The organism is Candidatus Zymogenaceae bacterium, assembly GCA_016931225.1.
Taxonomy (GTDB): domain Bacteria; phylum Desulfobacterota; class Zymogenia; order Zymogenales; family Zymogenaceae; genus JAFGFE01.
In genome coordinates, this window is sequence record JAFGFE010000008.1 from 63,511 (window position 1) to 76,471 (window position 12,961).

10 protein-coding genes are annotated in these 12,961 nt (G+C 55.1%); 8 read left to right on the forward strand and 2 right to left on the reverse strand.

Features of this window, described 5'->3' with window-relative positions; all coding sequences use genetic code 11:
- Position 1: 1 nt before the first annotated feature.
- The 8 genes from JW885_03540 (at position 2) to JW885_03575 (ending at position 11,488) form a co-directional block, all read left to right on the forward strand.
- Positions 2–1,600, forward strand: coding sequence for an acyl--CoA ligase (locus JW885_03540; GenBank protein ID MBN1881224.1), 1,599 nt, complete (start codon positions 2–4; stop codon positions 1,598–1,600).
- A gap of 19 nt (positions 1,601–1,619) precedes the next feature.
- A complete protein-coding gene (locus JW885_03545) occupies positions 1,620–2,414 on the forward strand; it encodes an enoyl-CoA hydratase/isomerase family protein (GenBank protein MBN1881225.1) in 795 nt (264 codons plus the stop codon).
- 71 nt (positions 2,415–2,485) lie between these two features.
- Positions 2,486–4,252: a hypothetical protein gene (locus tag JW885_03550; protein ID MBN1881226.1), complete on the forward strand. Its 1,767-nt coding sequence runs from the start codon at positions 2,486–2,488 to the stop codon at positions 4,250–4,252.
- Positions 4,253–4,364: 112 nt separating this feature from the next.
- Positions 4,365–5,741, forward strand: a complete 1,377-nt coding sequence (locus JW885_03555; GenBank protein ID MBN1881227.1) for an amino acid permease — start codon at positions 4,365–4,367, stop codon at positions 5,739–5,741.
- Between the two features lie 79 nt (positions 5,742–5,820).
- Positions 5,821–6,222 (forward strand): RidA family protein, encoded by a 402-nt coding sequence (locus tag JW885_03560; protein ID MBN1881228.1) that lies wholly within the window; start codon positions 5,821–5,823, stop codon positions 6,220–6,222.
- A 136-nt stretch (positions 6,223–6,358) separates the two neighbouring features.
- Positions 6,359–7,618: a hypothetical protein gene (locus tag JW885_03565; GenBank protein ID MBN1881229.1), complete on the forward strand. Its 1,260-nt coding sequence runs from the start codon at positions 6,359–6,361 to the stop codon at positions 7,616–7,618.
- A gap of 797 nt (positions 7,619–8,415) precedes the next feature.
- Positions 8,416–9,948, forward strand: coding sequence for an NAD(P)/FAD-dependent oxidoreductase (locus JW885_03570; GenBank protein ID MBN1881230.1), 1,533 nt, complete (start codon positions 8,416–8,418; stop codon positions 9,946–9,948).
- Positions 9,949–10,048: 100 nt separating this feature from the next.
- Positions 10,049–11,488 carry an MFS transporter gene (locus JW885_03575; GenBank protein MBN1881231.1) on the forward strand — a complete coding sequence of 480 codons (1,440 nt, stop codon included), beginning with the start codon at positions 10,049–10,051 and terminating at the stop codon, positions 11,486–11,488.
- A 209-nt stretch (positions 11,489–11,697) separates the two neighbouring features.
- Here the strand turns inward: JW885_03575 and JW885_03580 are convergent, their stop codons facing one another.
- Complete coding sequence (locus JW885_03580) at positions 11,698–12,072, reverse strand: GNAT family N-acetyltransferase (GenBank protein ID MBN1881232.1); 375 nt, start codon at positions 12,070–12,072, stop codon at positions 11,698–11,700.
- A gap of 39 nt (positions 12,073–12,111) precedes the next feature.
- On the reverse strand, positions 12,112–12,732 hold the full coding sequence (locus JW885_03585) for a TetR/AcrR family transcriptional regulator (protein ID MBN1881233.1): 621 nt from the start codon (positions 12,730–12,732) through the stop codon (positions 12,112–12,114).
- Positions 12,733–12,961 lie beyond the last annotated feature (229 nt).

The window sequence follows — 12,961 nt, forward strand, 5'->3', positions numbered from 1 at the left end:
CATGGAAATACCGAAATACGACTATTACTGGCAGTATGTGGATTATTGGAGCGGGGTGGACCCGGACTTCCCCTCCCTCAGGGAGGGAGATCGGACCGTCACCGCCCGGGAGTTTAAAGAACGGGTGGATGCACTCGCCGGCGCCTTTCTGGAGCTGGGTGTAATGAAGGGAGATCGAATCGTCACCATCATTCCCACCGGCATCGACTTCGTTTTGACGATGGTGGCGGGCGAGAAGACAGGCGCCGTCACCGTGCCGATGGACGTGAAGTTTCGCACGGCGGATCTGGAGCGGTTTCTATCCCATGCGAAGCCGAAGCTGATTCTCTCCATCACCGGCGTCAAGGATTTTGATGTGGTGGCGGGCCTCAAGAAGCTGGGAGGCGAGTTTGCGTCCATCCCCAAGATCCTTGTGGGATCGGGTGAATTCGGCCGCTCTTTCGAGGAGCTTTTCGAGCTGGGGGCGGGCCGGGAGGCCGATGTGAATACGCGGGCGAAAGCACTCTCGCCTGAGGACGGCGCCATGATTATATTCACCGGAGGAACCACCGGCGTTCCGAAGGCGGCGCTGCTCTCCCATATCAACATGATTGGGATGTCCTATATCGAAGACCAGTTCTTCAAAGAGCACCTCGGCCCCTACGGTATGGACGGGCGGGTCAAGAGTCTGGCGGCGCTCCCCCCCAGTCACATCGGCGGAACGGTGGAGCTCATCGGCATGCCCATCGTGGGGGGGCACGAGATGATTCTTCTCTCCGATTGGCACCCCTACCGGGTGCTGGAGGTGACCCAGGATGAAAAAATCGCCTGGATGGGCGGTGTCCCCACCATGTACGCCATCCTCCTGTCGCTCCCGGACCTGGAGAAGTACGATCTTTCGCACGTGAAGGCGGCGATCCTCTCGGGCGAGAAGGTGTCTTTCGAGCTGGCCGAGGGGATCACCTCCCGGCTGGCGGAAGTACTCATCAATGGGTACGGCAGTACCGAGGCGGGGGCCGAGATCACCTTCACCCTGCCCGGCGAGGATTTGCAAAGAATCGCCGACGGGTATGTGGGGAAACCGCTCCCCGGCGTGGCCCTCCGCATCGTGGACGAAAAAGGGAGTGTGCTCCCCCAGGGCGAGACGGGGGAAATCCAGGTCGGCGGGCCGCTGGTGATCCCCGAGTATTTCAATATGCCGGAAGAGAACGAAGCCGGCTTCACCGAGGACGGCTGGTGCATCACCGGAGACCTGGGCTATCTGGACAGCGACGGGGGGCTCTTCATCAAGGGCCGCATCAAGCAGATCATCCGGGTGGGGAGCTACACCGTGCTCCCCACGGAGGTGGAGGAGGTTGCCCTGGAATACGAAAACGTGGGGCTGACCGCCGCTATCGGCTGTCCTGACAATATATACGGCGAGGTGGTGTGGCTCTACGTGGCGCCGGTATGGGGAACGGAGGTGGATACGGACGGCCTGCTCGAGTTTCTCAAAGGACGCCTGGCGAAGTTCAAGGTGCCCAAAAAGATCATCATCAAGGACGACATCCCCCTTACCCGCATCGGCAAGGCGGATCGGACGAAGCTGAAAAAGGACGTACTGGCCCAAACCGAAGCATAATAAAACAACAGGAGCGATCATGATTTTTTCCGACATCACGTACGAAAAAGACGGGGCGGTGGCCGTACTTACCTTTACCCGGGAGGAAAAAAGAAACGCCGTCCGCCGTCAGACCTGGATCGACATCCGAGCTGCCCTTTCCGAGTGCGCCGCGGACGACGGCGTGCGGGCGGTGGTGATCACCGGCAAAGGAAAGGCCTTTTCCGCCGGCGCCGACCTCGAGGAGATGGGAGAGATCTTGGGGGGAGGGGTGAGCTTCTTTGATATCCGCCGGGGGCTTTTGGAAATCCAGGACGTCACCCGGATGATGGCCGATCTTTCGAAACCCATCGTCACCGCCCTCAACGGGTACACCGTGGGGGCCGGGGCCGAGATCGCCATCGCGTCGGACATCCGCATCGCCGCGGAAAACGCCACCTTCGAGTTCGCCGAGGTCAAGGTGGGGCTGTTTGAGACCAACGGGGTGACCTATCTCCTCCCGAGGTTGGTGGGACAGGGGCGGGCGATGGAGCTGATGCTGACCGGCAGGCGGATAGACGCCCGGGAGGCGCACGCGATAGGGCTGGTGAGCAGGGTGGTGAAACAGGACGATCTCATGGACGAGGCGATGAATACCGCCCGGGGCATGGCACAGAACGCCCCTGTCTCCATGGCTCTGGTCAAGCGATGCCTGGTGAGATCGGGCGAAATCGGCCTCGAGGACGCCATGACGTACGAGACCGACGCCATGATGGCCTGCGCCATGACCGAGGACGCAAGGGAGGGGGCGACGGCCTTTGTGGAACGGCGAAAGCCGAAGTATTCCGGCAGGTAGTCACAAGGGCGATTGCGCCGGGGGGATCTCCTCGGGATGGTGACGGCATAAATTTTTCATGAGGTGAAAACATGATGAAAAAAATCGCAACGGCGGCCGCATTCATACTTGTAGTGGTTGTTATCCCCCTGACGATTTGGGTGATGGTCTTCGCCGCCTTTCCGGGAGGGATTGTCGATCCGGAATACGAGACCGAGACTGTTGGTGTCGAAACGACCTTTCACGAGGGAGTGGTGTATCGATACCCGGACGTGATCCCGCTGGTCTCCGTCACCGGGGATCATTACGAGATGGGTCTCCAGTACGGGGTGCTGCTCAAAGACGAGATACTCACCTCCCTGGACGAGTATGAGCGCATCTTCCGGTTCATCGCCCGGGACGAGGGGATTCCCTACCGACTGCTTGTCGGCGTGATGAAGCTGCGTACCCGGAAGATCGCGAAGAAGCTTCCAGAGCGGTTTATCGAGGAGGCCAGGGGCGTCTCCGCGGGCAGCGGCGTGCCCCTGGACACGGTGCTGATGGTCAGCCTCTTTTACGACGTGTCCGAATCCCTGGGGGGATGCACCAGCGTCCTGATGCGGGGGGAGGACGGCGGTGTCATCCACGCCCGGAATAATGACTTCGCGTTTCTGGACGCCCTGGACGATCTGTCGGTGGTGGTCACCCACAACGCGACGGGATTTTACACCGTCACCCATATCGACTGGTATCTCGGCATGGGGGTGGAGACGGGATACAATGACCACGGGTTGACCTATTCCGAGGAAACCCTGGGGAGCGTCTCTCCCAACGCCGAAGGGTTTTCTCTGACGTATCTTGCGCGGATTGCGATGGAGGAAAAGGAGGACCTGGACGGGGTGATGGAGGTGTTCGATACGCTTCCGACCATCGGTGGATACGGCACCGTCTGGGCGGACCTGGACGCGGGAGAGGGGGCGGTGATCGAGGTCTCTCCCACCGGCTGGACCTCCTTTCCCCTGGGATCGGATCTGATCTGGAACCTGAACCACTACTACGACGAGGCCATTCGAGAGATCCACCAGTCTGTGTATAAATGCCTCAAAGCCGACGACTGGGACCGGGAGCTGGTGGCGTCGTCCTTTGACGCGTCGAATCCACCCTTCGATATCGCCGACGCCCTCTCCTTCGTTCGAAACCGGACCGCCCCGGACGGCACCGACCTTACCCGCTTCGGCTCGGCGTGTCCGGTCTGTAACAATCACGGCTGGCAGATGATGATCTTCGATCCAAACGGAGACGGCTTCTACTATTCCTGGGGGGGGTCGTATGCCGCCCTGAATGATGTGTGGCGGATTTATCAGGATTTTTCCCGCCCCCCGGAAATCGCCTTCGAAGCGATCCCGGTGGATGAGTATATAAAGGAACACGCCGCCGTCGATGGGATGCTTTTGACGGACGAGGAAAAGCTCGATGAATACGTAAAGCTGGCCAAAAAATATCCGAACGAGGCCAACGCCCAGTTTTACGCCGCGTATTCCGCCTTCCTGTGCGGTCGGCCCGATCTCTTGATTGAATACGCCCCGAAGGCGTACGACATGCGCCCGGACGTGGCCGAGTATCGGCTCTTTGACGGATTGTCCGCCCTGACCCGGGGTGATGCGGTCGGGGCGACGGCGCTGCTTTCGGACATCGACGACGGCCTCTTCACCCCTTACCAGCAGATCATCCGATACGCTGCGCTGGAACGGGCGGAGGTTGACCGGGCAGATACCCACCGGGGGGCGTATGAGGCGATTGTCTCGGAATACGGCGCCGAGGATTACTATGAAAAGCGCATGTGCCCCCTCATAGACGCCCTGGCGGAATATGGCGAATAAGGACGAGGAAAGGAGGTACGGCGTTTCGGCTCGTTTGAAGCGGTGATGCCGACACACGCATCTTCGGACATCTCAGTTGATATGTATTGAAAGAACAGAGGAGGAGTTCAGTATGTCGCACGGAGAATTGAAGCGAGGACTGGGACTGGGCGGGGCGGTGTCGATTTTGATCGGCTACACCATCGGCGCATCCATTTATGTCCTCATCGGCGAATTGGCGGTGGACGCGGGACCGGGGCTGTGGATGGTGTATATTATCGCGTCGATTCCCGCCCTCTTTACCTGCTTTACCACGGCCCAGGTGGGAAGCGCCCTGCCGGTGGCCGGGGCGAATTACGTGATGGTCAGCCGCACCCTCGGCCCCTTCTGGGGATTCATGACGGTGTGGTCGTTGCTCATCACCACCCTCATCGGCGTGCCCCTGGTGGCCTATGGTCTGGCGGAGTACCTTTCCATCTACCTTACAATCCCCATCATGGAGACGGCAATCATCATCACGATACTTTTCGGGCTCATCAATATCATCGGCATCGGCGTGACCGGCTGGATTCAGAACATCATGGTCATCATCTTCATGCTGGCCCTGTTCATCTTCGGCGCCGCCGGTATATTCAACGCTGATCCGGAAAACATCACCCCGCTCTTGCCCAACGGCGTCGGCGCGCTGGTGATGTCGGCCATCCCGGCCTATTTTTCCTTCGTCGGATTTCTGGTAATCGTGGAGCTGGGCGAGGAGATCAAAAATCCGTCCCGAAACATTCCCCGGGCGATTCTCATCAGCTTCCTGGCGGTGCTGGTGGTCTATACGCTGGTCACCTTCTCGCTCACGGCGGTGCTCAACTGGGAGACCCTGGTCAGCGAGGAATCGGTCACGGCGGTGATTACGGCGGCCCACGTGATGCTTCCCAACTGGCTGGTGCTGTTCATCTACCTCGGGGCGCTCCTTGCGGCCTTCACCACCATCAACGGCATCCTGGCCACCAGCCCCCGGGAGGTGTACGCCCTGGCCCGGGACAGGGTCTTGCCCGGATGGCTCGCCAGGACCGGAAGGCGTCTCGGCACCCCGTACATGGCCATTGCGCTCGTGACGATCCTCAGCATCATCGGGATACTCCTAGGCGCGGGCATTGTGGAATATGCCGTGGTGACGGTGATGGGCGTTATGGCCATCAGCATCCTTATTGCCCTGGGGGTGCTGCGGCTCAGGAAAAAGCTCCCCGAGCATTACGACCGGGCGCCATATAAGCTCAGGGGATTCTGGTACTACTTCTGGCCCATCGGGATGATCGTCATCGCCGTTATCTACATCGCGCTCGGCTTATACCTGTCGATGGTATCGGTGGGGATATTCTTTGCCGCCGTCGCCCTGGGGGCGCTGCTCTATATCGAGCGCCGCTGGCGGCTGAAAAAGGCCGGCGTCGACATCGTTGATATCTTCGAGAAGGACGTGGACGGCATACTGAAGCGGGCGGTGGATACGGACGAATAAAAACCTGATGGTACGTAATGCACAATATAATATCGGGGGACGTCGCTTCGGCGTCCCCCGACGCACAAGGTGAACGGACATGGAAAAGCAAGAAATCAAGAACGAAAAGCTCCCCTACCTGGCCTTTCCCTGGGCCCTTTCTGTGAAGAACGTGTCCGAGTGGCTTTTCATCTCCGGCACCCCGCCCATGGACGTCAATCGAAAGGTCGTCACCGGTGACTTCATCGAGCAGTTCGAGTACGAGGTGGAGCGCATCCGGGAGAGCATCGAGGCGGCGGGCATGACGATGGACGATATCGTCTTTTTGGGCATCACCGTCACCGAGAAGGCGGATATCTACAACACCTGGGACGTCTTCGCGAAGGCCTACCTGAAGCACTTTCCCGCCGACCCCGGCCCCGCCGGCGGCACCATGCGGGTGGTCAGCGGCCTGACCCATCCGAAGATGCTGGTGGAGATTGAGGCCGTCGCGGCACGGTAGTGTGAGGGGATACGTAGCAAACCAGAGTTTGGAAATAAGATATTAGATGGTAAGATCATTTGACTAATTAATTTATGCATGATATATTATTACTAAGCATATGTATTGTTAAAGGCTATAGCAAACTTTTTCAAAAATGTCAGATAAAAAGAAAATCAAAGATATTCCAAGCCTTGTCGAATTGTCAGAGAAGGTGGAACAATACAACTCAAAAAGAAAAATGTTAAAATTCTGGAATTTTTTTGGAATAAAAAACGAAAAAATTTCAGAATTTTTAAATAAGTATTCATATCTTATCAAACCTACGATAGAAGCAATAGAAATGCCGGATCGTTTCAATGGTCATTTTGCAAAGTTTGGGTGGATTGCATATGAGTCTTTCGATAAAGACACAATGAAAGAAGCTGTTATTTTAGCAGATAGTGGCAATCTGGATGGGGCAGATAATCTGCTTGTAGAGTATTATGATCAAGATAAACTACATATTGGTTTATTAAAAATGGAGGCAGTAAAAGAGTTTCTTATTAGAAAAGAGTTGGCTTTAAAGGCAAAAGAGGATTACTTGGAAGGAAGATACCATGCCTGTATACCAGTTGTTTTAATGATGATAGATGGTATTGTGAATGATGTTCACGAAGATCAAAAGGGTTTTTTCGCAAGAGACGTTGACCTTACAGCCTGGAATTCAGTTGCAGCACACAGTAGCGGTCTTCAAGAGATTAGTAGACTATTCCAAGAATCTCGTACGAGAACAACCACTGAGCAAATAAAAATACCGTATAGAAATGGAATCCTTCATGGAAGAGATCTTGGATATGCAAATAAAATTGTTGCGGCGAAAACCTGGGCAACTTTGTTTGCAATCAGAGATTGGGCATTGGCTAAAAAGGTAGAAAAGGAACCGAAAAAAGCAAAGAAACTGGGAATAAGTGCTTATGAGAATTTAGAACAATTTGACAAGAAAATTGAGTCATGGAAGCCTCGAAATATCAATTTAGGAGAGGAAGGTTTAATTTCCTGCAATCCTGATATATTCGAATTACACACACCAGAAAAACGATTATCAGAATTTATGGAATACTGGGCTAAAAAAAACTATGGTAAGATGTCAGAAATAATGGATCCACTGTTTTGTGAATCATCAAGTAAAATGGCGGGCGTAATAAGGTCTCAGTTCAAAGAAAAAAGTCTCATAAAATATAAGTTGTTAGATATTGAAGATAAGGCACCAGTATTCACTGAAATCACCGCTCTTGTTACGGTCGAAGAAAATGACATATCTTCAGAGAAAAGATTTTCAGCAAAAATGATTCATCTAGATGATAATGGAGATACAGCTTTAAGAGACAACTTCTATGGGAAATGGAAAATTGTAAATTATCAGTTTCAAGACTGAAAAAAAGCTTAGAGTCATTTATTAGTGTAAGCTGACCGGATTTGGTCGGCTTTTTTTATCACACAGGGCATATCCAGGCGTATGAAGAGGTGCGCCGTCTCGCAAGACGAGACGGCGCATTATATAGAGGTAGGTATGGAGAGCGTTCCCTAGAGATCAGCCGATCACCGTGCGCACGGCCCGGGCGTGGTTATTGATGCAAACGACATCTCCTTGGGGGCCACGGCCTTTTTATGTATCGGCGGTCGTATTCGCCGCTTCGATAATGTGCTGATGAACCCGTTATTTTCATAACGGGCCTCTGTATATCTACAATATGAAAGATGTATCAAAAGGAGAGAACGGCATATCAGCGTCATACGGACTGGAAAAAATCGTATGACTAAAATCGGAACCTTTCCGATCGGGAGGTCTGCCGTGATGCCGTTCTCGTCTATTAGACGAATCAATACATTGTATGGTTAATAGAAGCCGAAAAGAAGCCGCAATGAATACGAAACGTCAAGACGTTTTCTCGCAGACGCGGGTGAAAAATTACAATTTAGCTATTCTTTCACGGATTGATTCGGCCGTAATCGGTAAAAACTCCTGAATATCGGGAAAAACCTTGAAAAAAACAGCTGTTCGCTTCATAGTTATGTGAATGGACCCAGGTGTCGGGTTCGCCTCCCGGCGGTTGTGCCGGTTCGGCTGCTGAAACGACTTTGATGGTATAACCGATACGGGATACAGGCGTCACCTATATCGTCCTGACGGAGCGTGCGGGTATCGATGTGTTCGTACAAGAAAGGAGCGGCATGAAAATCGTCATTATCGGCTCGGGAATGGCGGGGCTGACCTGCGGGGCGTATCTCTCCCGGGCGGGCCACCGGGTGACGATCCTCGAGCAGTTTCCCGTAATCGGCGGCGTAGCGGCAACGGTCAGACAAAACGGATTCGGCTGGGATCTGGGGCCGCTCCTGTTGGACGGATTCCTGCCGGGGGAGCCGGCGCACGAGATACTTGTGGATCTGGGGGTGGCGGACGACCTTCCGGTGACAAGAAGGGACCGGGGGATCAGCTTCCCGGACTTCGACCTCAGGTGCGCCGAAGAATATCGGGGTCCCCTGTGGCGCAGGGATCGCCTCAAGGAGATATTTCCCGACGAAGCCGAAAACCTCGACCGATATTATCATTTTTATGAACAGGTGCTCGACCTGGTTCGCTACCACAACCTCGCCGATCGCACCAGGGGCCTGGCGGCGCTTTTCGCCAAGATGAAGCTCTGGCGGGCGTATCGGAGGGTGAAGGAGAGGGAGCCCTGGAGCGCCGAGGAGCTGATGGACCATTTTTTCACGGACCGGCGGCTCAAGGCGGTCTTCACCGGGATACTGGCGGATTTCGTGGTCCGACCCTCGGAGTTTCCCGCCCTGGGGGTGCCGCTTTCAAACATCGAGACGGCCTTCGATGTGCGCATTCCGGTGACGCACCGGGGCGCCGACGCGCCGGTGCCCGCCTACGCGTTTATACTGGGGGGGTGCGGGCGGCTCGTGGAGACGATGGCGGGACTCATCGAGAGTACCGGGGGCGATATCAGGACGTCCTCGCCGGTCGAGAAGATCGTCATCGAGAATAATCGGGCCGTTGGTGTACGGCTGGAGGGAGGGGAGGTCGTTGCCTCCGACCTGGTCATCGCCACGGGCGGGGCGAGGGAGACCTTCTTTGATCTGGTGGGGAGAAATCAGCTTTCTTCGGATGTTATCTCTCATGTCGAAAAACTGATTCCCATGCAGTCGGTGCTGATGGTGCATCTCGGCGTCGATTTCGACCCCCGGGAGTACCAGGACCCGGCGCTCTGGTATTATTACAACACCTATGATATCGAGGGGGCCGTCAAGGAATGCCAGCGGGGGAAATACCACGGGGGAAAGGACGGCTTCTTGATTTACGTGCCGTCGTTTCACTCCCCTGAGCTGGCCCGGCCCAATCATCATGCCGTGACGGTCTATACCATCGCCCCGAACACCCTTGAAAGGGGGACCTGGGAGGAACGAAAAGAGGAGTTTGCTGACACGCTGATCAATGAGGCGGAAAAAATCGTCCCGGGATTGAGGAAGGGGACGGTGGAGCGCATGGTACTTGCCCCGGATGACTTCAGAAAGCGGGTACACCAGGGGCATCATTCCTTCGGCGGTCTGCCGCCGGTGATGGGACAGGTCGCCCCTCCCCATAAAACGTCCGTGGAGGGGCTGTGGTTTATCGGTTCCCAGAGCGAAAGCGGCGGCGGCGTGCGGGGGGTGATGGTGGGCGCGCGTAACGTCGCCCGGAAAATTATCCGAAAAACAGGGTAAACGGGCGATCGCAGCGGGGAAGGTGCATCTTCTGAATGAAAAGGACTCACGTATTATACATATATATCTCAAATTATCTTATGTATGAGAGGCCTGAATCATGAATACTGTCAAGGAGAAATACGAAAACACAAAACTGATCATGGCCAGTTACAACATGCATCAGTTTTTTGGGCAGTGGCTGACCGGCCCCTTCGGCATGTATGTGTTCTTCTTTTATGAAACGGAGATCGGTCTGCCGGTGGGGTTGGGGGCTCTGGCCTTCGTTCTCTTTTCGGTGTGGAACGCCGTAAACGATCCCCTCACCGGGTATATCATGGAGCGGTTCAGGATGCCCTGGGAACGCTCCCTGGGGCGGCGCTTCCCCTGGATCGTCATCGGGGGTATCCCCTGGCTGTTCGCCTTCGTGATGATATTCCTGGTGCCCTTGAAGTGGGACCCCCAGACCCAGAAGTGGCTGGTGTTTACGTGGCTGCTGGTCTCCACCTGCCTGTTTGATACCTTCTACACCATCTGGACCGTGGCCGTCAACGCGATGTATCCCGACAAGTTCAGAGGTCTCAACGAGCGCCGGACCGCCGCGGGCATCGGCACCATGATCGGCATGACCGGCATCGTCTCATCCTCGGTTATCCCGCCGCTGTTGATCAACTTCGGCGTCCCCGAGACCTTTCGGGGGGCCGCCTGGGCCATGCTCGGCATCGGCTTTTTCATCTTTCTGGCCATGATACCCGGTGTCTGGGAGAACAAGAAGACCCGGGAGGAATTCCACAAGAATCTCGAGGGTTCGGTGATCGCCCCTCATGAGCCGCTGCTGCCGACCCTCAAGACGATCCTCGGCGACCGCATCTTCGTCTCCAAGGTGATCTTCTTCTTCGGGTACCAGTCGGCGGTGACGATTCTCTCCGCATCGGCCCCGTACGTGGTCAATTTCGTGATGAACATGGAGTCCAGCGCCCTGAGTATCCTGATGGGCGGGATGCTGGGTGGGGCGCTGTTGTCGGTGCCGATCTGGATACGGGTCTCCCATCGGGTGAACGACAACCGGAAGCTCAGCATCTTCGCCGGCTTTGCCATGACGGCGACGTTTCTCCCCATCGCGTTCGTCTCAAACTTCTACCTCTTCGTGGGGTGCCTCTTCGTCTTCGGCATCGGCCTGGGGGCCCAGTGGTTCGTGGACCCGCCCACGATGGGGGACGTCATCGACAACGCGGTGGTGCATACCGGCGTCAAGCAGGAGGCGATCTACTACGGGTTCCAGGCGTTCTTCATCCGCTTCGGTCACAGCTTCCAGGCCGGCGTCTTCGCCCTGGTGCATCACCTGACCGGGTTTGTGGAGGGGGCCACCAGCCAGGAGGAGCTCTTTTCCCTGGTCCAGAATCCTGACCTTGTGCTCTTCGGCATTCGAATACATACGGCCCTGGTCCCGGCGGTTGTGGTGTTGATCACCACGCTGATATTCTGGAAGTACTACGACCTGACGCCGGAAAAAATCGCCGAGAATCGACGGAAGCTGGAGGAGATGGGGCACGAGTCGTAGACGGGATGGAAGGATTCTGAAACGTGAAACACGGCCCCGGGGCGATGCGCTTCGGGGCCGTTATATGTGAATAGAAGTCCGAGCGGGACACCGGGGCGATCATATGTATTGAACCTCGGATGCTCCTTTTTCTATTTTAATTCCTTTTTCATGCAGATAATGTTTTCAATTCCAACAGAGGGGCCGTAATTTTCTACTATTTTATACCCCTATTTTTTATAAAGATTGATGGCCTCCGGTTGACCCTTTCCCGTTTCGAGAAGAGCGATGGAGAAATCCAATTCTTTCGCCCAATTTTCGAGCGATGTTAAGATAGATGTTGTAAAACCGTTCTTTCGATATTCGGCCTTTACAAACATTCTCTTCATTTCAATCTTTTCTGTATCCAATGCCTTGAAGCATCCGCATGCTGCAGGAACGCCGTCGATATATCCGAGTATGACCGCCTGATTGTTCTCAATAATATTATTATTCGTTTCGTACTTGGATAGAGCTCCCCCATATCTGCTGTTCAATTCACGGTCCAATAGGATGCAGAGTTCAGTAAAATCTTTGTTCGAGCTGTGTGTGCGTACTATGTTCATACTCTTCCTGTTATGACGAGCCGCCCCAGGTGCTTCTATTTACTTACCGGCGGTTAAAAAAAGCTCCGCCGCCTTTTCCGCCTCGGACCGGGAAAGGAGCCCCCGGGCCAGGAACGAAAAGAGAAAATCGACGATCTCTTCCCGCGTGACCGAATCGGGGTAGCGTACCACGAAGTTCGACAGGCTGTCTATCATGCCGGTGACGGTCACCGAGGCGAGCCGCAGGTCGCAGGGGCGGATCCGCCCGTCTTCCTGCCCCGCCCGGAGCTGTTCGGACATGAAGTCGATGAATCGTCCCCGAACCCGCTCAATGTCCCTGAGCACCGACCCGTCGATGCCGGAAGACACCTCGTTGAAGATGATGCGGGCGAGATCCCGGTATTCCAGGTACATCGTGACGTTCAGGTCGATGAGCTTTTTGAAATGCTCGATGAAGGGGAGCTCTGACTGGAGGTTATCTCGGATGATCTTTATGATGTCGTCCATGCCCTCGGTGACTGTGGCGGAGAAGAGCTGGGACTTGCTCTCGAAGTTGTAATAGAGGGTCCCCTTGGAGACACCGGCGACGGCGGCGATGTCGTCCATCTTCGCCTGGTGAAACCCGTTTTCGGAAAAGACCCGGGCGGCGGCGGTGAGGATGTTCTGTCGCGTGTCTTTCATGATGATGCGTTTCCCTGTTGTCTGTTCGTGGGTGAGGTGTTTTGTTATCCGATGTTTTCCGGCTCTGTCGATTCACTTACCGCCTATCATACACATTTTTCTCGAAAGCGCAAAGAAAAATTTGCACTGACCGGTCAGTTTTGCCTTGACATGCGGCCGAATATGTAGTACTGACTGGTCAGTGTGATAAAAACCGCACAAACGTACCTGTTCGTAATACAAGGAGCAT

Coding starts and splice junctions, on each gene's coding strand:
- JW885_03540 (MBN1881224.1), top strand. CDS start 2: ATGGAAATACCGAAATACGACTATTACTGGCAGTATGTGGATTATTGG.
- JW885_03545 (MBN1881225.1), top strand. CDS start 1,620: ATGATTTTTTCCGACATCACGTACGAAAAAGACGGGGCGGTGGCCGTA.
- JW885_03550 (MBN1881226.1), top strand. CDS start 2,486: ATGATGAAAAAAATCGCAACGGCGGCCGCATTCATACTTGTAGTGGTT.
- JW885_03555 (MBN1881227.1), top strand. CDS start 4,365: ATGTCGCACGGAGAATTGAAGCGAGGACTGGGACTGGGCGGGGCGGTG.
- JW885_03560 (MBN1881228.1), top strand. CDS start 5,821: ATGGAAAAGCAAGAAATCAAGAACGAAAAGCTCCCCTACCTGGCCTTT.
- JW885_03565 (MBN1881229.1), top strand. CDS start 6,359: ATGTCAGATAAAAAGAAAATCAAAGATATTCCAAGCCTTGTCGAATTG.
- JW885_03570 (MBN1881230.1), top strand. CDS start 8,416: ATGAAAATCGTCATTATCGGCTCGGGAATGGCGGGGCTGACCTGCGGG.
- JW885_03575 (MBN1881231.1), top strand. CDS start 10,049: ATGAATACTGTCAAGGAGAAATACGAAAACACAAAACTGATCATGGCC.
- JW885_03580 (MBN1881232.1), bottom strand. CDS start 12,072: ATGAACATAGTACGCACACACAGCTCGAACAAAGATTTTACTGAACTC.
- JW885_03585 (MBN1881233.1), bottom strand. CDS start 12,732: ATGAAAGACACGCGACAGAACATCCTCACCGCCGCCGCCCGGGTCTTT.